The following is a 22,725-nucleotide window of genomic DNA, read 5'->3' as shown; positions in this document are numbered from 1 at the left end:
ACGTCTTAAAGTACCTGATGTCCTTGCCTAGGAGTGCCCATAAGCCAATTCGTCAAGGAATAATAAATGTATGTCACGGTTAGACAGATTAAAAGCAGTTAAAACGAAACCTCAACTCGCCAGACTATTGGGTATTCACCCCTCACTTCTCACATACACGCTTTACAAAAAGCGACCCGAGCACTGTTATCACGAGTTCAAGATACCCAAAAAATCCGGTGGTGAACGCACTATCAACGCTCCTGATGAAAAGTTGAAGAGTATTCAGCGCGCACTTGCGGATTTCCTTCTTGATTGCCTAGACGAAATAAACGCTGTTTATTTTCCAAACGCGGAAACGCTCAAACCGAAAGCTAAACATGCTGATATTCTCAAAGTAAAGTGCAATAGCGCACTATCAAAGCAACCAGCACTGTCTCATGGATTTGAAAGAAAAAGGTCGATCCTGACAAATGCCGTCATGCACCTCGGCAAAAAACATGTCCTCAACATAGATCTACAGGATTATTTTCCTAGTATCAATTTTGGTCGTGTCAGGGGCTTTTTTATTAAAAACAGTCACTTTACTTTGCATCCAAGTACTGCAACATTGATAGCCCAGATTGCAATCTTGAACAATGAATTACCGCAAGGCAGTCCTTGTTCACCTGTTATAGCCAACTTGATTACACATCATTTGGACATTAGGCTTGCATCTCTCGCAACCAAGTATTCATGCAATTATACACGCTATGCAGACGACCTAACTTTCTCTACGAGACGTGCTACATTTCCCCGTCAGATAATGAAAGAAAAAGATGGCGATTACATTCCAAGTAAAATTCTTAAATCAGAAATTAAAAGAGCTGGATTTAAGATTAACTCTCAAAAAACACGAATTCTTTATCGTGACTCTCGCCAAGACGTCACCGGATTAGTTGTGAACAAGAAAGTAGGTGTTAAGAAAGAGTATTGGCGCATAGTACGAGCCCAGTGCCATGCCTTGTTCACAACGGATGGTTTTACAAAAATCGTTGATGGGGAGAAAGTCGCAGGAAACATGAGTGAACTTGAAGGTCAGCTGAACTTTATCGATCAGGTGGACAGATACAACCGCCTACGACAAAAGCCAACTTTAAACCCACAAATTGCACTAAAAAGTGAACAGAAAAACGGTGATAAGAAATCAAAACGTCACCTGTTAAACAACCGCGAACGGACACTGAGTGACTTCTTTTTCTATCGCTTATTTATAGCCAATGATAAAACCATGATTTTGACTGAGGGTAAAACGGATAACACTTACTTAAAATCTGCGATTCAAGCACTAGCAACCCGGTTTCCAACCCTAGCTAAGGCAACCCCATACCAATTATTGGTTCAGTTTATGAATTATAGAGAAAGAACAAGATTTTTATTAGAGTTATTTGGCGGTTGTGATTATCTCAAAGCTTTCGCAGAAAAATACATTTCTCGTCGTAAAAAATATTCAAAAGAGAAACCAACCAGCCCAGTGATTTTGCTGGTAGATAATGATCAAGGACCTAAAGACCTTATAAAAAGGTACAGCGGAGATAAATCCATCACGCTTTTTCCGTCCTCGTGCAAAAAGATTAGAGAAGCAGAATTCGTTCATGTGTGTGCTAATCTTTATATTGTTCTGACTCCGATTTCTCCAAAGATAAAGCAAACCGACATAGAGTACTTTTTTACGGCTAAAACTCGCCTTCTAAAAGACTCGAAGACAGGCAAGTGTTTCAATACTGTTTCAAAAAGAGATGAAAAAGCAGATTTGAGTAAAGAAGCATTTGCAAAACTTGTGAAAGCTAATAAAGGATCAATTAACTTTAGTCGCTTTGGCCCTCTTTTGACACGAATTACAAAAGTACAGAAGCATTATGCGACTATGTGATTATCCCAAATCAGTCTATTGAGGAGTATAAATGTTTGAGTCCTTTCGTTACTTGTCTCAAAGAGTCTGTAGGGCTTCACAGTACATTTAGTCGCTATTCACTTTGCCTTTCGCAAATTTCGGCTAATTCAATCACAACAGGTCGGTAGCCGAAAACGGTAAAAAAAGACAAATAGCAACGTCGCATGAAATAAGACGCTCGTAATAATTTTGCGAAACGAGAAAATTTACATGATATGGTGGGCTACACCTTATTAAGTAATAAGTTTAAGAGAATGACGAAGGAAATCAATTTCTTAAACTATAGCCTTGATCTTTGGGTAGATTCTCAACTTTCGTAACTACTTAAACTGTTTCCCTTGTTTGGATTAATTGTGGCTTTCTGCCTTTAAAAGGCATCTTTTTAAAGGTTATAAAGTTAAAACAATAGCCACCAACACACGACAAAGCCCTTTTCTTTAATCGGAAAGAACTTAGCAGGAGCATTCAGCATTACTCGGGTATTGAAATAATTAGAGCGGTAATTTTGCAACTATAGAAACTAAAAGGTTAAGCCTTGATTTAGTGTAACATGTAAGATTAGTCATATTTTAATAAAGGAACCGCCATTACTTATTCTTTCTCATCCTACTTAAAGGCAAAAAGAGAAAAGTAAATAAATTTTTAATTTTTATTTGCAGTAATTAAGTGTACACAAAATAATCTTGATGTTTTATTTACCATTATGAAAATTAATGGCAGGAATTTTTTTATTTTTGGGCATATGTGTTTGAAATTTTCTGTTTAGAAAAAATTTGACTATTTTTTTTATATATGCAAAATAAAAATATGTGCAACGCATCAGCAATTGATATAGACATGAATATTTCTTTCCTTTATTATGCCGTTTCTTTTTTTAGAGCGAAAAAAAACCGACTCGAAAGTCGGTTAGTAATTTAACAGTACTTAATCTTGCCGGATCAATCTCTGTTAGTTTTTAGCTCAAGAAGTTGGGAGCATTGTTTGATAAAACTTAATTCTATCAATGGTGCTTTCAATTTTCCTTCACAAACATCTTCAGCGAATATTGACGCTGTTAGCCAGATAATACCTAAAACTAATATTATTCCAGCCAATTTCCATGATTTTATCATTTTTACAGTGCTATCCCGTGGGATTTTCTTGTCAAACATAGCAACTCCTCATAGGGCTTTCAGGATGGCATTTTTTGCAACTCCTGGGACTGTTAACACAATCCTTAAAGCTCTATGTAGGTATTTTTAACAAGCCTTGCATCTTGAAATGTATCTACTTGTTATTGATAAATCAATAAGTAAACTGACCACTTCAAATTTTTACCAATATGGAAATTTAACTAAAATTACTATCCTATTTGTAATTAAAGCTTAAAATTCTTTCTAATTAGAAAAAAATTGATATATTTTTTTCTAATTAGGAATTATTAGGTTTTATTTTTACAATGGGAAAATTAATAGCAGAAAATAATAAGTTTCTCTTTAAGAAAAAAAGCATTGCCGTCGAGTCTGCTATTAGACAGATTTTACGAGTGAAAGGTCTTAGTAGCTCTAACGCTAAGCATGCGCAGAGACTATTGGTTGAAATCTATGACAAATATTCTGATGAATTCTTTAAAAAAAATAACATACCGAACGAACGAAGAAAGCTTTATGACTTAAAAGATAAAGACGGTATCTTTTCAATAACGCCTCAATTCGGAGCTGAAGGCGTCAAAAAGCGAGGGTTGTCAAAAGGTAAGCTAGAATTATTTTGGTCTTATTTTAAAGAAAAAGGACTGCTGTTAGAGAATGAAGCGCAAGATGTTGATGAATATTTTTATAAGTCTATTCAAAAGGCGATTTATCAGACATCGGATAGTATTAATGGGAATATCTCTAAAGGCACGTATATATTAAAACGCCTTTCATTTAACAGTTTTTTCCCAAACAAAGTATCTCATATTAAAGTGTGGATATATTCGGAACTAGATTCTGATGGGCATGAAGTTTTGAAGTATAAAACCGTTAACTATTATTATCAGTCTGTAGCAGGGAAAGATGAAATGCTCGAGAGACTGCGAATTAGTAAAGGTCATGTTCTTAGGAATCAGTATAATTCCATTATGATAGGAACGACGGATTACTCCCATTTGTTACATACAGAAGGCCACGATAGTACCAATAATTATCCAGAATATATAGCCATACACACCGCTGGCCCAGAGAGCGTGCTTGAGTATTTTGGATTGATAGTAGCTAATTATCCTGACTTTAAGAAGCCTCTAACAACCCAGTGTTTTTTAGCTAGAGTAAAAGACGAAGATATGGACGAATATATAAATAATGAAAAATGGAAAAAAGATACGCACATAGGAATTAAAAACATGGACATGGAATTAAAATCATTGGTTTCTAACGAAGTTAATCAAGAAAATGGTTTTTTGATGCCTCTTAAAAGAGCGGTAAAGGATAATTTTTATTAGTTGCGTAATAGCATGATACTGTTCGCTCAGAGCCTGTAACAGACTCTGTGTAATCGCCATTAGTTCATATGTCTTTCGAGGCGGTCCTCGAACTCAATAATAAATCGAATCACAGCCTGACGACAGCTTCTTTTAAACTGTTATCAAACTACTCGGAGTCAATATGGAATTCTATGCGTCTATTCTGATGATTCTAAGACAAAAGCTTGAAGTTAAATCGCATTATGATATGTTTCGAAGGGGTCAAAATTGGCTATTTTCGCCGCTCACTAAGAGAAAAAATTGTGACGTGACAGTGACCATCGGTGTTAATCGGTTTCTAGTGATGTAATGGAACTTCTTCCTTAAGTTATTGAAACACCAATTAAAACCGATTTTCGCAGGGGTACAACTTTTAACCACATTTCGCCGGGGTGCCCTCCGAAGCCGAAGGTCGCGCGTTCGAATCGCGCCAGGTGCGCCATTTTCTTGGTTTTTGATTGTTGGCCTTTTTGAGTTACAAAGGTTTATTTTATTCGTTGTGACCAACTCGTGACTATAGTGAATTCTGTTTATCTTTGTTATTGAAATGTTCAACGAAATAATTTATCTCAAGAGCTGTCTGTAGATTCATCAATAGTAACCAGTACCGTCTAAGATTTATCTAAAAAACCTAGAGATTCATCCTATGGACTGATAATTGGCTTTTCCGTTTCCCATAATAATTCAATGTTCTCGGCTATAGTCTCTCCTCTTGAGTCCAGAGTGGCCGCACCGATTTCAGGCATGGGATCATTTAGTTTTTCGAAAACGATTAGAATTTGTTTACAAAGTTCAAAATCGGTGTTTGTCAAACTAGATGTCGCGATTGACCTATTTTACACCTTCAACTTCGATCCTATCGCGAGCAGGATTTAGGTGTACCTTGTCGACCAGCTCCCAGTTGCGAGTTTGGCCGCTCCATCGTTCTGGATTTTTGAGTTTTGCTTGTTGATATACGTCCTTTCTTTTTGCCAACACTTCTTTAGCTAAACCTGCATGACGTTGGTGAGGTGTCACGAATTTCAAACCGCTGTGTCTATGATTAACGTTGTACCAATGGCTTAATTTTAACACCCAATCACGCGCTTCAGTTATATTCAAAAAACCTTTGTATGGATAGTCAGGCCTGTATTTACACGTTTTGAATATCGACTCAGAATATGCATTATCGTTACTTACCCGGGGGCGACTAAACGATGTTGCAACGCCCAACTGATATAAAGTCTCTAGCATCGAAGCGCCTTTCATTGGACTACCATTATCCGAATGCAATATTAGCGGTTTATCTCTAATATCTTCACGTAAATGAGTTCGCCGAATAAGGGTGGCCGCATGAGAGGCAGACTCTTCATCATGTATTTCCCAACCCACAATTTTTCGACTAAACACATCCAGGATTAAATATAGGTAAAAGTGGAAACCTTTCGCAGGGCCTTAGCAACCACGTAATATCCCAACTCCACAATTGGTTAGGGCCACTAGCACTGTGCGTCGTAGCGACCTTCTTATCGTTACTTTGCCCACGGCCACGACGATGTTGCAACTTCTCTTCATGCAACACGCGATAGCATGTGGATTCTGACGCTAGGTAAATGCCTTCGTCAGCTAAAGCCGGCACCATTTGGCTCGCTGGCAAGCTTTTATATGCCTCGCTATTCATGGTATCTACTAGCCGCTTGCGCTCAACTAACGTCAACTTGTTTTTAGGTATAGGCCGCACTGAGTCTGGTCTTCCATCGCTTTTAATAACGCCAGCAACCATCCAGCGCTGATATGTTCTAATCGTTATGCCAAGCTCTGCGCAAGCCTTATATTTGGCTACACCACTTAACACCGCTTCATCAATTAATGTTACGGCTTGTAAGCGATCTGCGTCGAGGATCATTCGTCCTCTGCTTCCCCCCAGATCGCATTGGCTTTTTTTCTTAAGACCAACAAAGCGGCGGTTTCAGCGAGGGCTTTCTCCTTTCTGCGCAACTCTTTTTCTAACGCGTTAATTTGCTGCTTATCTTTTTTTGCGGCGGCTTGAAACACTTTTTCATGCTCAGACACGTTTGCGTTGGCATCCAGACAGGCATTTTTCCATGCCACTATTTGTTCAACAAACAATCCTTTTTTACGACAATAAAGCGCTAACTCTGCCTCATTGAGCGCAGCCGTTTCTAACACTGCTGCAAACTTATTGGCTGAAGACCATTGTTCAGCGTTTTTTCCATTACCGGGCATCACTTGCCCCTTATCTTTGGCTTGTTTACGCCAATAGTACAGGGTTGCTTGACTGATCCCCATATCTAATGAAAGTTTTGTAATAGAAATATTATTAGGCGGTCGCATCTTCTTTAGCGCCGACTCTTTCCTTTCAGTTGAATAATGTCGCATTGTCACTCCGCGCCCTCAACTTAACTATAGTGGTTAAATTTTAAACGCGACAGGTAGTCTGACAGAGAGGGCTATGGCAAAACCTGAAGATGATGGTTATTCGGTATTTGTTAGTCGCCGAGACAGGCTTGAAAAGTTGGTAAACGATAATAGATAAATGTGAAATATGCTAATTACTGAGTACAGTAATCAATAGAGTCAATGCCCACTGCATTTTGCTTATAAATGTTGTTTTCTCAACTTCCGGTTTGCGAACAAGGACTAAACCGCTCCGCGGTAGCACTGCCGCTTTACCATCCTCTGTAATTTTACCTTCCATGATCCACAACTAGGCTGAGTACAGGGCGCTTTTGCCCTGACTTTACTTAGGAGTCAGATCATGACTATATCTAACAAACGTATTAGCCCTCTTCGCCAACGAATGATAGAAGATATGCGTGTACGAAAGCTCAGTCTTAAAACCCAAAGCGGCTATATTCGAGCCGTCAAAAGGCTTGCAGAGTACCTAAAACGCTCACCTGAAGATGCTACGGCCGATGAGTTACGCGTATTCCAGATAATTATGGGGCAGCAAGGCGCTAGTCCCACAACGATCAATTCGACCCTTTCGGGTTTGCATTTCTTATTTTGTAAAACACTTGATCGCCCTGATGCAATGCGCAAGATGAGCAGTGTGCCAGTGCCGCGTAAATTACCCTATGTATTGAGTGTGCAAGATATGAAGCGACTGCTGATTGGAGCAAATAACATGAAATACCGAACCGCTTTCTCTGTGGCCTACAGTGCGGGAATACAAAAAGTCTCAAAAATATTAGTTGCAGTGAACGTCCTCTGGCTAAGTTGCTGAGTGTCGATAGACAGACTGTTCATAAATATCTCAATCGTAGTAAACGATCATGAAAGCTGCTCTGAAAACACTCTTTAGTATTGCAAAAAGTCAGAATACTAGCGAAAAGGCTATTATGCGCGCGCATCGCGATAAAAATGAGCAATGCTTGCTCTCAAGAAGAAGTGCTCTCACTACTTCGTCCGTATACTACCTCAGGGTTGGTACCCGACCAGTAGAAAGAAATTTGATGCAATACTTGGCCGCTGACTAATCCCGTAGCAAGTAGTGCTGACTAAAATAGTGTTAGTGATTATGAGCCGGAATCTGGAGAAACTGAAGCGCACACGTATGATTGGATACACACGCTTGAGTAACTCGTACAATTAGCAACAAGAACTGGGGCTCTAACGACCGATCATCCTATAGCAATTGCTTGTATCGGCCAAAATTTAATAACCTATGTCGCTCACAATTATAGTTATGCCCAGATTCCCGTTACCTTTAGTTACGGAGTACAAATTAAAGTAGCGGCGGGTAGCTTTGGTGTTCTCAGACAGTCAAATTAAGTTAACGATGATAAGCTTTAATGCTATTGCCTTATAGGACCAGCCTTAAAAACAGCCGTTGGCAATAGGGCGAAAGCTATTAATCCTACAAAGTAGAATTTTTCATCGAACAAATTATATATGTTAGCTGCTATCAAGCCAGCGAATAGAACAATGTGTCCAAGTATGCCGTAAATGATACCAGTAAGGATTTGTAACCAATTTGCCCTGTTCTGTAAATATGTTTGCCATAAAAACCAAAGTGATAGCGGCAAGAACAGTGTCACGCCGGTGGCTAATCCGCTGTTGTATGTCTGGGCGACGAGTGCTTGAACAGTATGCAAAATCGCGTTAACTAAAATAATACCGGCTAGAGCAACTGCAGGAAAAGTATGCTTTTTACTTCTAATAATAGCCAAACAACCTAACAACCAAATCATCGAAGTATTGATAATGAAAATCGCATACTCACTCATGGGCTCGGCATTATTTGCAAGATTAAACGGTTGGCGAAGCGCGTCATTAAGTATCGGATGTAACGCGTAAATACGGCCATATATATCTATCCAATGCTCTTCGAACTGATGAACTAGATATGCGCAAAACAGCAACACGGTTAAAAAATGAATGTCGTGAAAATAGGTCCGTTCAGAAAACTTTGTTGAGTAAAGACCGTAAATTAGAATCAAAGGCATCATAAAAGTACCCAACTTCATCCAATTTAGAGCCAGAAAGGATTGCTGCCCGATTGGCAGCCATAGCAGAGCAAAGAAAGTGATTAATAATGAAGTAGATAATCGCATATTCATTTCAAGAGCTAGCTTTTCGGCTACTAAAATAAGCGTAAAAACTGAGAATAATTGCGGATGCTGAGATAATTGTCATTACAGTGCCTGTAGTACAAAGTTGTTGAATCCACCCAAATCAATAAACACAAAATAGCCAACATCAAGCAATCCACCCACCAAAGCACAGATGAAAATCGCCGAGGTACTTTGTTTCCAGATAAATACGCCGCCGATAATGGTAACCAACCCAACCTCAGGCTAAATTGAAACCATGCTGATGTAAGATCGCGTCTACCGCAGGCGGATAGGTCATCATTAGAGTAGACTTATCCACGGCATCGGCAATACCTGCGGCGGCTGTTCCAGCATCACTTAATATGGTTATGACGCCCGCTCCTAAATGTACAAGGCCCCAAACAACCCACAATAAGCAGCTGGTGCGTAATAATAAATTATCTGATCTCGAGTAGGTCATAATTTTCTCTGCGTTAGTAGTTTAGACAATCCATCTTTGAAACTTCGTACAATGCTTGGATCCTTAATTTGTTGCGTTTTAAAATCATATTGTTGAAGAAAATTAGGCACTGATACTTCAGCGCGTAAATCTATGCCAAAGTACGGTGCAGTATGTGCAACAGCATTTAAAACACCTCTACCACCTCTCGGACCTTAGTGACGCGGCGATCGCTAGCATAGGTTTATTTTGATACACTTTTTGGTTGATTCTGCTCATCCAATCAAAAAGATTCTTGTATACTGCCGTGTAGTGCCCATTGTGCTCAGCAAAGGCTGCAATAACCGCATCTGACTTGCCAATCTTGTTATAAAATTCGACAGCTAGGCTAGGAATACCATTCTCTTCTTCTCGATCCTGACGATATAGTGGCAATTCATACTCAATGACCTGTACATACTCGATATCTATACTTTCATCATAGTCACACTGAATAATGCTTGTAACATAAGCGACTATTTTTTCATTAATGGATTGTTTGTGATTGGTTGCCGCAAATGTCAATATCCTCATAGGAACTCCCTAGTTAAACCGTTTTCGTTTATACCTATAACATTGAATCAATGACTGGTTGAATGCCGCGAGTCCTAAGAATAGGTGCGAATTCATTACGTTTACTAGTGACTAAACTAATGCCTTCGGCGACTATGTCGTAGACTTGCCAGTCACCGGTTTTGCGAGATTTACGCATCTTGAACGCCAAATGAATATCAGGCTCTCCTTGCCCTTTAATTAGCGCATTGATCACCACTTCTTTCTGTTTGGCATTCACAACAACGGGCTCAAAAAAAGTTTCTTGACCATCGTATTTAGACAAAATTGCCGCATAGCGATTTACCAAGTAGACCCGAAACACAGTTACGAATTCTCTAACTTTTTCTCTAGGAACTGACTTTAAATGCTTACCTAGTACTTTATATGCGGCAAACTGATGATTGATATGCGGCATCAATTCTTCTTCTAGTATGGTATTAAGTCGTTGTGGCGAATCCTTAAACGCATCACGTTCGTTTTCGATTCGTTTAAATGTAGATTGTGCAATTGAGTTTATTAATTCATAAGGGTCTTGTTGCGCGGCGCTTGGCCAAGTTATTGTAAAAATAGTAGTTATCAGAACTAACTTTAGCAAGCGACTGACGGGACCTAACAATTTGTAAATTGATTGCATAATACAGCACTCTCATGTGGATTGATTTGGCAAACGCAATAATCAAGTGCGCGGACCCAACATACTTTACGTATCTTCAAATAAAGCTTATGCGTTTGCAGGCTTTAGTAAATGGGAAATAGTGCGCATTTACTGCGCATTTTTACGCACTTTAACTTAGACGCAGGGTAAAATTTCAAAAAGTTAAAGATTTTTGAGTTTATTAAACCAATCAAGTATGTGGGGGCATGACATGTTAGAATTCGAGATGCTCGAGTACTATATAGTTAACGTTTTCTAGTTGCTTCATTGTTGGTTTACCATCATCAACCGTGATAGCCTAATCTATACTGCCGGTCTTTATTAAATCATTAAATCCTCAGAAATCTTGACACTTTCAACGAGTCTTATGTTAACTGAATGGTATCTTTCTGCAAAGCCACGTCGCATGTAAGTAGATCCTATTATCTCTGTGGATTCGCCATACAGCACGTCTACAACTACCGGGTTGCAAATTAAGTAAAATTTAAGTTCAGCGCTTGTGTTGGCAAGTCATAGAAAGGTCTCATTGAATTTTTGCGTGCGCAATGATGCCATAATAATGGCATTTATACTGCCAATGGAAAGCTCGATTCTCGAACGCTCAACAGGTACAACGAGCTATTCAACTTTAATTCCATATTCAGGGTAATTTGCCAGAATAATACATTTAGAGCGAGCGATTACCCTTTCTGATGGCGTCAATGCATTCTTACCGTCACATTATCGGCCACAATATGACCGTGAGGTATCATAAAAAACAGAATTACAATATCTTTAACACGTCACACTACAATCTGCTTTAATCAGTACTCTTCGAATGATTATCTGCCGTAGCAGCTAAGAAAGCACATATTTGCGCAGCCTCTGCGCGTATACGCTATACACCTATGGATTAATATACTCTAAAATAGCTGTTCTCGATTTTGATTCCAAGAGATCAAGATCGTTCAGTAAACCGCCTCCGTAGTAATCCAATAAATAGTAAGTAGTAATAATTAGAAAAAATGGATAAATGGACAGAAATTAAAACTGCGTACCACTTGGCTCGCCTAGGAACGGTTACCGCAGCCGCCGAATATTTGAAAATTCATCGAGCCACCGTGCTTCGACATATAGACGGTCTTGAGGCAGCCATTGGTGACAAACTCTTTGTTCGTCACCAGAAAGGTTATAGTCCTACCGAACTTGGCCTGTAAATCCTTAAAATAGGTAGTGAAACAGAGGCTAAAATCGAAAGCTTTTTCGGTTTGAGCAATCGTAAAAACGCCAATTTGAGTGGTGAGCTAATTATATCGTCGATGGAGATTACTCTACCTTTTTTACTACCTGCGATTAATGCGTTTCATATCGAAAATCCCAACGTTGTTGTTAAATGTGTTACGACAGAAGAGCGCGCGAATCTTGACTATGGCGAAGCTCATATCGCCATTAGAGCGGGAAAAACTGATGTAATGCCCGATTGGGTAGCGCAAAAATTCTGCAAAATAGATTTAACTCTATATGCACATAAAAACTATGCGGCGAAATATGGGATCCCAGAAACTATGGATGATCTAAATTCACACCGATTTGTTGGCGATACTAACAAAGAATCCCCCGTCCCATTTGACCGATGGCTGCTTAAGCACGTTGATGAAAAACAGTTTATTTTCGTGAGCAACTGCCATCGGACATTATCGCAAGCTGTTTCTGCTGGTGAAGGGATTGGCTTTCATATTGTGGAAATAGCGGAAGACGACCCTGACCTCATTCAAGTGCTGCCTTTACATAGTGAATGGGATATTCAATTTTGGTTGCTCACCCATGGTGATTTGCACCGAACTCACAAAATTCAGACTTTTCTCAAACATCTAAGAAACCCTGAAAATCATGGTAAAACGTTAGCTAAATTGATCAATATGCCATCACTTGGCTAATTGACTTTCGCTGTTTTGCAAGCATAAAAATGCTCATCCTATGCGCGTTTTTTACATATTTGCCGTTCTCAATTTCGCTGTACACTCCTTGAATGACAATACTGGTCGTCTGATGCTCGATAAGCATTATAAACGTTTTTATTCACATACTGCGTCTTCAACGAGGTTAAATAATGAGCCAAATGTTAAAAGTTTTCTCGATTGTTGTGCTGGTTTTTTTCTGCGGCTTCAGCGCTGCTAACACAATCAATGTCGCAGTTGTTTTTGATGGTGAATCTCGTTGGAGTAGTGAAACAATCTCACACCTTGAACGTGAACTTGATGGATATAATGACCGCGACCTTCAGTTCCAAATTGAGCCAAAGAATCGATTCGACAGCCAATGGAGCTATCAGAACGCGAAAGCACATATTCTCAAAGCTAATGCGGATGTGAACATCGATCTGGTTATCGCTTTGGGTGTGATAGCTAGCGATGCGATGGCGCGCACAGGCTGTCTAAAAGCGTGTATCGCCAGCACTATAATCAACGCTGAGTTGCAGGGGCTGTCAGTTGATGAAAACGGCAGTAGTAGCGGTTCCAATATTCACTTCTTGCAGACCGATATAAGGCTCAATGCTGAAATTTCCAATTTTCAGCAAGCTGTTAATGCCAAAACAATTGGTATCGTTTCTGACAAATCGGAATTCGATGCTCTTCCGTTCCTACTTCAATTGGTAGAATCAAACACCCAGAATTTGGGTTTTAAAACGAAATCTATTTTTGTGGATGCTACTGCGTCAAATAATGTGTTACCAAACTTACCTGATGATGTAGACGCATTATTTTTTTTGCCCTTGTTTCAATTATCTGATCAACAAATGAAAGGACTCATCGAAACAGCCAAACAGAAACAAATACCAAGCTTTACTATGATGGGCGAAAGCTATGTGGAACTGGGGTTTTTAATGGGTTCATCATTGGTTAATGAGCCTCCAAAATTGGCCCGGCGCGTCGGGCTTGATGCGCGCGATAAGATGATAGGTCAGGTTTCAGGTCTGCCCGTATACATGAATATCACTGACCGATTGTCGGTCAATATGGAAACCGCGAGAAACATAGGTGCATCCCTGCCTTTTAAAGTATTAATTGAAGCCAATATCATCAATGAATTCTCATTAGAGGGTAAAACGCTTACCTTATTTGCAGCGGTTGATGAGTCGTTAAAGCGCAATCTTGAACTTGCGATTGCCGAGTCCGATCTATTAAGTGCACGACAAGATACACGGATCGCACGCAGTGATTTAATGCCTCAACTGTCAGCGGATGCAAATTGGCAGGCGCTTGATCGTGACTTGGCAGTAACAACCCAAACCCGCACATCAACTCTGGGACTTGGATTAACCCAATTGCTTTATTCTGAAGAGCGTTTCAGTAATCTAACTTCTCAACAGTTCTTGGAACAGGCGCAATCAGCAACCTTTGATGCCACCCGCTTAGATATCATTAAGCAAACCTCCCTTGCCTACTTAGATTTGCTTATCGCGAAAACTGATCTCTCCATTCAACGCGATAACCTTAGACTCACAATCGCTAATCTGGAACGCGCCAAATTTAGACGCAGCATCGGCGCGACAGACCGAGCGGAAGTACTGCGTTTTGAAACGGAGCTAGGCAACAACCGTCAAACCGTAACTGAGGCACAAGCTGGGCTTCGACAAGCCTCAAATAATGTTAACCGAATTTTGCATCGTGAGATCGCTGCTCCACTTGTTACTCGTGAACCTAACTTAAATGAACCCAATATGTTTGGTGACTCTCGAGTCGCTGACTACCTCACGTCGCCAAGAACGGTGGAAATCTTAAGTGCTTACTTAACGTCTCAAACCGTAGACAATTCACCAGAGCTTGTAAGTTTACAAAATGAAATCGCCTCGCAGGAGCGATTATTGTTGGCGGCTAATCGCAAACGCTATTTGCCCGATGTCAGCGTGAACGCGCAAGTTGACCGTGTAGTAGATGACAACGCAACCCCCTTTACCACTGACTACAACAATGATTGGAGTGTTGGTTTACAGTTTTCTTGGACTTTATATCAGGGTAACCAAATAAACGCTGAGCAATCTCGTGCATCCATTCGGTTGCAGCGATTAAGGTACGAATATGATTTGACAGTCGACCAGCTAGAGACCAATACCCGCTCTGCGGTCCTGTCTGCTGCCTCTAGCCGAGTTAATATAGAGTTTGCAAATGATGCAGCTACGGCTGCAGAACAAACGCTAGCATTGGTGCAAGACCAATATGATAGAGGTCGAGTAAGTTACATAGATTTAATCGACGCACAAAGTAGCTTGCTAACGTCACGATTATCTTCAGCTAACGCAACCTACGCCCACTTGCATGACCTGATTCGCTTGCAGCGAGCTATCGGATTCTTCGACTTTTATATCTCGCCCGAGCAACAAAACCAATGGTTTGATGGCCTCAGGAAATTTTCTGATAATTATACGGGAAAGTAACTATGACAAGTACAAAAATAACGCACACACTATTTTTTTTAATTATTCTGGCACTACTCTTTGGCTGTGAACAACCCGTTCCAGCTGAACCCGCCATTCGCCCGATAAAGACTTACACGGTTGTAACATCCGAGTCTGCTAGAAAACGCGTGTTTAGTGGCTCGGCACAAGCCTCTGAGGAAGTGAACTTGAGTTTTCGGGTTAACGGCACAATTGACAAAGTAAATGTCGATGTGGGTAGTCAGGTATCGAGCGGACAAATTCTTGCCACGCTAAGTGCGGATAACTACAGTTTGGAACTCGAACAAGCCAGAGCCGACGCAACCCAAGCCAATGCAGTGCGGCGCAATGCAGAAGCTGAATATCAACGCGTTCGCCAACTGTATGCTAATGACAATGCCTCAAAAGACGAGCTTGATTCTTCATTGGCAGATTCTGATTCTGCTATTGCCTCCTATAATGCAGCACTTCAAGGTGTTCTTCTGGCCGAACTGAATGTTGGCTATACGCGCTTAATCATCGAAAGAGATTGTACGATAGCCGAAGTGCTGATTGAAGCTAATGAGAACATAACTACGGGCCAATCTGCGATCACTGCAAGTTGCGGTGAACAATGGGAAGTGGTTGTCGATGTACCAGAAAGCCTCATTGCCAATTTTGAAATCGGTATGTTAGGTAATGTTGAATTCTCATCAGTGGCGGGGCAAATTTTTTCTGCGGTTGTCAGTGAAGTGAGCATTGGTACCTCGGCCAGCGCGTCGTTTCCTGTCACGTTTTCGCTAAATGAAGTACCCAATGGTATTCGCAACAATTTAGCAGCCGAAGTCGAAGTAATACTTGAAAACGCTGACATTGACAGTTCAATCGTTTACATCCCATCGTCAGCTGTTTCAAAAGATCAAAATGGCGCTTATGTCTATGTGGTCTATCAGGATCCTACAAGCACCAATAGCCAGCTAATTCGACGTGCTGTCATTGTTGGTCAGTTAAATAGCTTTGGCATCGAAGTCATCAGCGGTGTCAGTGTTGGTGAGACAATACTAGCCGCTGGTTTAGCGAATGCCAGAGATGGACTAATTGTTCGCTTCTCAGACTAAGGATTTAGCATGAGTATTACAGAATGGGCGATTAATAATAATCGCGTAACCTACATTGCCGTTTTTGCATTGGTTGTAAGTGGCATTTCAGCATACTTTGCGCTCCCAAAAGCACAAGACCCCGGTTTTATTATTCGTACGGCAACGGTGACAACCTTTTTCGAAGGGGCATCGGCTGAACGCGTTGAGCTTTTAGTCACAGACGCGATTGAGGAAAAAATCCAAGAAATGCCCGAGGTGGACGAAATAACCAGTGCATCTACAGCCGGTACCTCAGTAGTTACGGTTAACTTCTTCTCAGAATACATGGATATGCAGCCCATCTTTGATGATTTACGTCAAAAAATTGAGGATGTAACCCCGTCTTTACCTGCTGGTGTAGCAGCCCCTATTGTGAACGATGACTACGGCGATACCTTTGGCCATATCTATAGTTTGACCGGCTCGGATTATTCATCAAAAGAACTGCGCGATGCGGCGCTCGACATACGCGATACACTGTTGAAAGAGCAGAGTCTAGCAAAAGTCGTGCTATATGGTGAAATCGACGAAGTCATTTATATTGAGTATCAAAATGCGCGCCTGTCCGAACTAGGGATAACACCAGAGCAACTTCAACTTAACTTACAAGCCCTGAATATTTTAAGTTCGGGTGGCGATATTACGGTTGAGGGCGAACGCATTCGACTAGAGCCTAGCGGCAACTTTGATTCCCTTGAAAATATCAGAGATACCATTGTCGAGATCCCCGGCAAATCTGATTTGTTGCGATTGCGTGACATTGCCCGAGTTTATCGAGACTACGAAGATCCTGTTTCCACTTTTGTGCAGGTCAGTGGTAAAGCTGGCGTATCAATTGCCATGTCGCTCAAGGAAGGCGGTAACATACTCACATTAGGTGAACGCCTCGCAGTATTGATTCCACAAATTGAAAGTACGTTACCGCTGGGCATGAACCTTGAACCAATGTTCGTTCAATCAATGCTTACTGGCAAAAGCGTCAACGATTTTGTTTCAAATTTGATTCAGGCAGTATCAATTGTTATCGCTGTAATGGTAGTTTCGCTGGGCTTGAGAACTGGCCTAGTGGTCGCTTCATTGATCCCTGTTGTGATGGTATCGACTTTTGTGGTGATGGCTCAATTTAGTATCGGTATTGATCAGATCTCGTTAGCCGCTTTAATTATTGCGCTAGGCTTGCTAGTAGATAACGCCATTGTTGTTGTCGAAGCCACTACCGTGAGACGCGAAAATGGCGAGGACCCAATTTCTGCGGCCATTAACGCGGCAAAAGAAATGAAAACACCTTTGTTGATTTCATCACTGACTACAGCCGCGGCATTTACGCCTATCGCGCTAGCGGAATCAGAAATTGGTGAATTTACTGGATCAATCTTCTATGTAGTCACCATTGCGCTGTTACTGTCTTGGATTATTTCGATGACCTTCATTCCGATGATGACACCATTTATCAAAGTAAAGCCGACAGTTCAAAGTGATAACGATAAATTTAGTCAGGGTATTTACCTAAGATACAAAGACTTGTTGCTCACTGCGCTACGTAACCCTATTGCTGTGATTGTAATAATTGTTGGATGTTTCTTTACGTCCATCTATGGACTGCGTTATGTACCACAAGTGTTCATTCCTCCCTCTGAAGATTCGCATTTGACCTTAGAGTTAGTGTTGCCATCTGGTACCGATATAGAAGCGAACCTTGCCACAGTTGAACGTATGGAGAGCTATTTTGCGCGTAATTTAATGGCAGATACCAACGATGAAGAGTCTCTCGGTTTAACCAACTGGACGGCCTACATTGGTAGCGGTGGCCCGCGCTTTGTTTTAGCGTTCAACCCTATTAATCCCAACGAATCAGAATCAAGTATGATTTTAAATGTAAATAATAGTGAATCTTTGAGTTATGTTAAAAGTCGAATTGAAGATTACTTTTTTGCTAATGAGCCAGATGCCAAGATTCAAATAAAACGTCTGGCCAATGGTCCTCCAGTGTCTTATCCAATTGAATTGAAAGTCTCTGGAGATGATTATCAAACTTTACTTGAGATTGTAGCAATAATTAAAAACAAGCTGTGGGAAATAAATGCTGTCACTTCAGTTAAAGATGCATGGGGTCCACAAACGAAAAAGTTTATTGTACAGATTGATCAAGCAAGAGCTTTTAGAGCGGGTGTCTCCAGCAGCGATATAGCAACATCGCTAAGTACCAGCTTAGCCGGATTGGAAATGACCGAATATCGTGAAGGCGACGAAACCATTCCCGTAATCCTAAGAACCCTAGAAAAAGACAGAAATGATCTCAACAAGCTAGAAAATTTAACTATTTTCAGCCAAAGTTCTGGAGCCGTTGTACCACTGAGCCAGGTAGCTGATATCAACCTTATTTGGGAGCCTTAGTAGAATAATGCGATTAGACCGCACACGAATGGTCAATATTCAAGTACAAATCGCTGAAGGGGTTACTGCAACTGAAGTCTCTGCGCAAATTATTCCTTGGTTAAATGAATACAGCCAGAGTTGGCCATTTGGCTACGCTTACAACCAAGGCGGTGAAAAAGATGAGTCAGATAAAGCGGGCGCTTCTGTGATCGCCGCCATGCCATTTGCGGGTATATCCATTCTCATGCTACTGATTTTGCAATTTAATTCACTCAGACGCTCAGCAATTGTTATCGCTACCATTCCACTCGGCTTGATTGGTGTTACCATCGGCTTGCTAGTTACTCAGTCCGTATTTGGGTTTTTCACCTTTTTAGGGCTGATTTCTTTAGCCGGCATAGTGATTAACAATGCCATCGTTTTGCTAGACCGGATCAAACTTGAAATAGATGATAACGGTTTGTCTGAAAAAGATGCCATTGTGACCGCTTGTTTGCAAAGAGCGAGACCAATCATCTTAACTACTGCGACTACGGTTGGCGGCATGATCCCGCTTTGGTTGGGTGGAGGCCCTATGTTTGAGCCAATGGCCATTGCCATTCTGTTTGGTTTACTGTTCGCTACTGTGATAACCCTATTGATGGTGCCTGTGCTTTATAAAATGCTGTACAAAGTCGACTTCTCATCCTAATGTGTTGGCGTAGATATCATGAAGCTTAAAAATGATACATTCATGCCACTACTATTGTGCTTGCTATTAATCCTATTCGTTGCGCCTGCCCTGAAGTTGATGGACAGATAAACGCATTGTTAGAAATTTCGTTAAGCTTTGTGCTGCTGGCTGCATATTATGCGGTTTTTCACCAAAAACGCTTCGCCGTTATTGGCGCGTTTGCTTGCGTGCTCGTAGTTTCACTGAATGCTTTTCAGCTTTATACCGGTGGCGATGACATCATACGAACAATTGCACTGAGCATTAGCGCACTGCTGTTCGTTTACGTGTCTAAAACAGTGTTTGTAGCAATAATAAAAGCCAAGCGGATTAATAATAACGTGATTAATAGCACTATTTGTTTTTATTTACTGATCGCACTGTCATTTGTGTTCATACACGGACTTATCGAAACCATGTCGCCCGGCGCTTATAAAGGAAACGGCATCATTTATGGCTCAATTGGAGAATTTGCTTACTACAGCTTAGTGACACTTACGACCATAGGTTTTGGCGACATTGCACCTGTATCACCAATTGCTCGATCCATTAGCACATTGCAAGCAGTGATAGGACAATTGTATCTAACCATAATTGTCGCCCGTGCTGTTGCCTTATACACGGCTGAAAACGATTAGCTCAGAACTAAACTGTTTATCTGATTGTAGACGTTTTGAAATTTGAACCAACGCCAAAATGCACTGGATTTTGGCTTAGCACTATGCGTAAGCTTTTTCAGTCCGCCCATCAACTAAAAAGCAGAGAAAGAGCGGACGTGTAACAAGCTGTTTCCTATTTATGACTTTGGTTAGGAACAGCCACTACATTGCTGAAATTTGATTTGAGTTCTTAACAAAATAGTCAGGGAAGCTTCAACACCAATAAAGTACTATAATAAAACTATTTAGAGGGCACTAAATATTTATAAGTTCGACTTGCACTCATACGACTTCCTTTTTCCATCGCGAAATCGCAATTCAGAGCATTTGACAACAAGAGCATATGCAAGAATCGTCAAACAGTGGGTAGAGTCAATCGGATTAGATCCGGCTAACTACGAAACGGATCCATTAAGACGGACAAAGCCATCATTGATTTACAAGCAAACAAAGAATTTGGGAGCATGCCAATTGCTGCTTGGTCATTCGAAACTTGAGAGCACTGTGAGATATTTAGGAATTGAGGTCGACGATGCGCTAGAGATTTCAGAATCGATCGACTGTTAAAAAGTCTCTGTCCTATGGGTTTTCAAATTAATATACTACCATTCCTTAATTTTGAGCATGTGAGACAAAGGAGACGCTCGGAGTGTTGTGAATTGGAATGGCTATTTAGCAATGTTTAGGTACGGTTTGTAAATATTCCGGATCTTCAGGTTCAGATACAAAACGGCAGCATAATTTCGCATAGCCGCCGTTAAAGTGGCGAAAAAAGAAACCCGTAAACGATAAGAAATAACCTATAAATTAAGTTGCAAACTTCGAGTTTTGAAGATTAGTCTCCATGACAATAAAAAAGCTGCCAAATAAATTCCCACTCCATAGCCGATCCAAATACCAACAGAATTTAACTCAGTGTATTTTGCAATCAGGTAGCCTAAAGGCAATCCAATTAACCAATAAATCACCAACGTAATCAGGACTGGTTGTTTAGTATCGAGAATTCCTCTTAATGCTCCAAGACAAGTAGCTTGCAGCCCATCACCTAATTGCACTAAGCCAAACACCCAAAAAAGTTTAGTTGCTAGTGCAATCGTGCCAGAATCGGAAGTGAATATTGCTGCTATTTCACTGCCAATGAAAAGGAAAGTTAACGTTATGATAGTCATCCAAAGAATAATTATCATATTTGCATTTATGGCAAATGACTTTATTCCTTCAATATTGTGTTCGCTACTTGATTGCCCAATTAGTATAGTAACGGCAATCGAAAGCCCTAGTGGGATCATGTAAGCAACCGAAGCAATTGAGTTTACGATTTGGAAAGATGCCAGAGCATCAATTCCAAAGAAACCTACCATAATACCAGCGAAAGAGAATGCGCCAGCCTCACCGATATAACCTAAGCTAACTGCAGACCCGTGTTTCAAATAATCCTTTGCTTCATCCAGACGGAATTTCAATAAGAGTTTAAACTTATATAGTGTATTACTGCTTTGGGTATAAACAATGATGCAAAGTAACGCAAGAGTTTGAGCAGCAAAAGAGGCCACTCCAGCCCCTTTTAGTCCAGCACCACCGAAATCATCAAACCCGTGAACCAGTATGATGGTTAGTGGCACATTTAACAGTACGGCAAGAAAAGAGAAGAACATCGATGTCCATTGGCGCTCTGATGCTTCTAAGCCAGATTGAATTGAACTAATCACCGTATATGGTAATAAAGAAAATGCCATATACATCCAATAGCTTTCAACGGCTGTTATGACCGCTTTTGGTTGACCCAGCACTCCTAATAAATAGAAACTTATTAACATTACTAGTGTACCGATTACTCCTGCAATACTGCTAATCCAAAACCCTGTGTTCACTATCGTTTTTTGGTCACTTTCCTTTTGGTTTGCGAGCAATACGCCAGTCATTGAAGCAAAGCCAAAAAGGCCAGCATAAAAAATCAGAATAAAGGAACTGGTTATCGATATTGAAGCGAGAGCGAGTTTACCTAACGGAGCAACAATAATTGAATCTGTTACGCCTATAAGTGCTGCACTTAAGAAGCCCAGCGTAATTGGGATGCTTAAGTTGAGTAGCTGTTTTGTAGATGAGAGGGAGATATACTTAAGATTTTGTGAGGGCATAAAAACTCCGTTAGATGAAAACTGGCCCTTTTCACCAAAATCAAAGTCAATTACCTCAGCCATACGAGGAAATTATAGAATACTGGAATTAGCCAATTGCTGCAATAACCTGATAAATGTCGAATAAGCAGAACTTCCGCTTCTTCTAAACCAGACCACAATTTGAATAATATTTTTTTAGATTTTCAAAAAGCCTGAGATTCCGCAATGCGAACAAACCAGCAGCTTAGATTTTCGTTTCCGACTCTCCGGAGTTTGTCCAACGCAGCTGCCAGATAATTAAAAGACAGCGACTTTTAAACTGCTATCAAACTTCTCAGATCCATTATGAAGTGTCATACATCTGCACTGATGATTCTAAGACAAAAGCTTGAAGTTAAATCGCATTATGATATGTTTCGAAGGGGTCAAAACTGGCTATTTTCGCCCCACCTTAAGAGAAAAAATTGTGACGTGACAGTGACCATCGGTGTTAATCGGTCTCTAGTGGTGTAATGCAGATTCTTCCTTAAGTTATTGAAACACCGATTAAAACCGATTTTCGCAGGGGTACAACTTTTAACCACATTTCGCAGAGGTGCCCTCCGAAGCCAAAGGTCGCGCGTTCGAATCGCGCCAGGTGCGCCATTTCCCCTTTTTGTAAACAAAACCAAATAATCAAGGCACTTGTTAG

At 40.7% G+C, this 22,725-nt stretch carries 16 protein-coding genes and 2 pseudogenes; 11 read left to right on the top strand and 7 right to left on the bottom strand.

Annotated features, from left to right (window positions below; all coding sequences use genetic code 11):
* Window positions 1-70: 70 nt before the first annotated feature.
* Window positions 71-1,891, top strand: a complete 1,821-nt coding sequence (locus tag ACZ1G6_RS15485; RefSeq protein ID WP_472617109.1) for a retron Ec67 family RNA-directed DNA polymerase/endonuclease — start codon at window positions 71-73, stop codon at window positions 1,889-1,891.
* Between the two features lie 959 nt (window positions 1,892-2,850).
* On the opposite strand, the gene ACZ1G6_RS15480 is transcribed toward ACZ1G6_RS15485, so the two are convergent.
* Window positions 2,851-3,063 carry a hypothetical protein gene (locus tag ACZ1G6_RS15480; protein ID WP_472617108.1) on the bottom strand — a complete coding sequence of 71 codons (213 nt, stop codon included), beginning with the start codon at window positions 3,061-3,063 and terminating at the stop codon, window positions 2,851-2,853.
* 287 nt (window positions 3,064-3,350) lie between these two features.
* Here ACZ1G6_RS15480 and ACZ1G6_RS15475 point away from each other — a divergent pair, with 287 nt between their 5' ends.
* Window positions 3,351-4,370 (top strand): hypothetical protein, encoded by a 1,020-nt coding sequence (locus ACZ1G6_RS15475; protein ID WP_472617107.1) that lies wholly within the window; start codon window positions 3,351-3,353, stop codon window positions 4,368-4,370.
* A gap of 852 nt (window positions 4,371-5,222) precedes the next feature.
* Here the strand turns inward: ACZ1G6_RS15475 and ACZ1G6_RS15470 are convergent.
* A pseudogene (locus ACZ1G6_RS15470) lies at window positions 5,223-6,770 on the bottom strand (IS3 family transposase).
* Between the two features lie 379 nt (window positions 6,771-7,149).
* Between ACZ1G6_RS15470 and ACZ1G6_RS15465 the strand changes: the two are divergent.
* Window positions 7,150-7,617 (top strand): phage integrase N-terminal SAM-like domain-containing protein, encoded by a 468-nt coding sequence (locus ACZ1G6_RS15465; protein ID WP_472617106.1) that lies wholly within the window; start codon window positions 7,150-7,152, stop codon window positions 7,615-7,617.
* A gap of 571 nt (window positions 7,618-8,188) precedes the next feature.
* Here the strand turns inward: ACZ1G6_RS15465 and ACZ1G6_RS15460 are convergent.
* The 4 genes from ACZ1G6_RS15460 to ACZ1G6_RS15445 all read right to left on the bottom strand — a co-directional run bounded on the left by ACZ1G6_RS15460 (window position 8,189) and on the right by ACZ1G6_RS15445 (window position 10,614).
* Entirely contained in the window at window positions 8,189-8,953 is a 765-nt protein-coding gene (locus tag ACZ1G6_RS15460) for an HXXEE domain-containing protein (RefSeq protein ID WP_472617105.1), read from the bottom strand.
* Window positions 8,954-9,185: 232 nt separating this feature from the next.
* Entirely contained in the window at window positions 9,186-9,407 is a 222-nt protein-coding gene (locus ACZ1G6_RS15455) for a hypothetical protein (RefSeq protein ID WP_472617104.1), read from the bottom strand.
* Between the two features lie 177 nt (window positions 9,408-9,584).
* The gene (locus ACZ1G6_RS15450) at window positions 9,585-9,959 is read right to left on the bottom strand and encodes an NAD(P)H-dependent oxidoreductase (protein WP_472617103.1); all 375 of its coding nucleotides are present in this window, start codon (window positions 9,957-9,959) and stop codon (window positions 9,585-9,587) included.
* 34 nt (window positions 9,960-9,993) lie between these two features.
* Window positions 9,994-10,614, bottom strand: coding sequence for an MlaC/ttg2D family ABC transporter substrate-binding protein (locus ACZ1G6_RS15445; RefSeq protein WP_472617102.1), 621 nt, complete (start codon window positions 10,612-10,614; stop codon window positions 9,994-9,996).
* Window positions 10,615-11,639: 1,025 nt separating this feature from the next.
* Between ACZ1G6_RS15445 and ACZ1G6_RS15440 the strand changes: the two genes are divergently transcribed.
* The 8 genes and pseudogenes from ACZ1G6_RS15440 to ACZ1G6_RS15405 form a co-directional block, all read left to right on the top strand.
* The gene (locus tag ACZ1G6_RS15440) at window positions 11,640-11,831 is read left to right on the top strand and encodes a helix-turn-helix domain-containing protein (RefSeq protein ID WP_472617101.1); all 192 of its coding nucleotides are present in this window, start codon (window positions 11,640-11,642) and stop codon (window positions 11,829-11,831) included.
* A 51-nt stretch (window positions 11,832-11,882) separates the two neighbouring features.
* Entirely contained in the window at window positions 11,883-12,551 is a 669-nt protein-coding gene (locus ACZ1G6_RS15435) for a LysR substrate-binding domain-containing protein (protein ID WP_472617100.1), read from the top strand.
* 173 nt (window positions 12,552-12,724) lie between these two features.
* Window positions 12,725-15,049, top strand: coding sequence for a TolC family protein (locus ACZ1G6_RS15430; RefSeq protein WP_472617099.1), 2,325 nt, complete (start codon window positions 12,725-12,727; stop codon window positions 15,047-15,049).
* 2 nt (window positions 15,050-15,051) lie between these two features.
* The gene (locus ACZ1G6_RS15425) at window positions 15,052-16,146 is read left to right on the top strand and encodes an efflux RND transporter periplasmic adaptor subunit (protein ID WP_472617098.1); all 1,095 of its coding nucleotides are present in this window, start codon (window positions 15,052-15,054) and stop codon (window positions 16,144-16,146) included.
* A gap of 9 nt (window positions 16,147-16,155) precedes the next feature.
* Window positions 16,156-18,561 (top strand): efflux RND transporter permease subunit, encoded by a 2,406-nt coding sequence (locus ACZ1G6_RS15420; protein ID WP_472617097.1) that lies wholly within the window; start codon window positions 16,156-16,158, stop codon window positions 18,559-18,561.
* 7 nt (window positions 18,562-18,568) lie between these two features.
* Window positions 18,569-19,234 carry an efflux RND transporter permease subunit gene (locus ACZ1G6_RS15415; RefSeq protein WP_472617096.1) on the top strand — a complete coding sequence of 222 codons (666 nt, stop codon included), beginning with the start codon at window positions 18,569-18,571 and terminating at the stop codon, window positions 19,232-19,234.
* Between the two features lie 56 nt (window positions 19,235-19,290).
* Entirely contained in the window at window positions 19,291-19,893 is a 603-nt protein-coding gene (locus ACZ1G6_RS15410; RefSeq protein WP_472617095.1) for a potassium channel family protein, read from the top strand.
* 282 nt (window positions 19,894-20,175) lie between these two features.
* A pseudogene (locus ACZ1G6_RS15405) lies at window positions 20,176-20,481 on the top strand (tyrosine-type recombinase/integrase); the annotation flags it as partial.
* A gap of 233 nt (window positions 20,482-20,714) precedes the next feature.
* Here ACZ1G6_RS15405 and ACZ1G6_RS15400 read toward each other — a convergent pair.
* Window positions 20,715-22,115 carry an MATE family efflux transporter gene (locus tag ACZ1G6_RS15400; RefSeq protein WP_472617094.1) on the bottom strand — a complete coding sequence of 467 codons (1,401 nt, stop codon included), beginning with the start codon at window positions 22,113-22,115 and terminating at the stop codon, window positions 20,715-20,717.
* Between the last annotated feature and the right edge of the window lie 610 nt (window positions 22,116-22,725).

This window comes from Glaciecola sp. HA4-3 (assembly GCF_055693685.1).
This window is presented reverse-complemented; position numbering and strand designations above follow the sequence as displayed.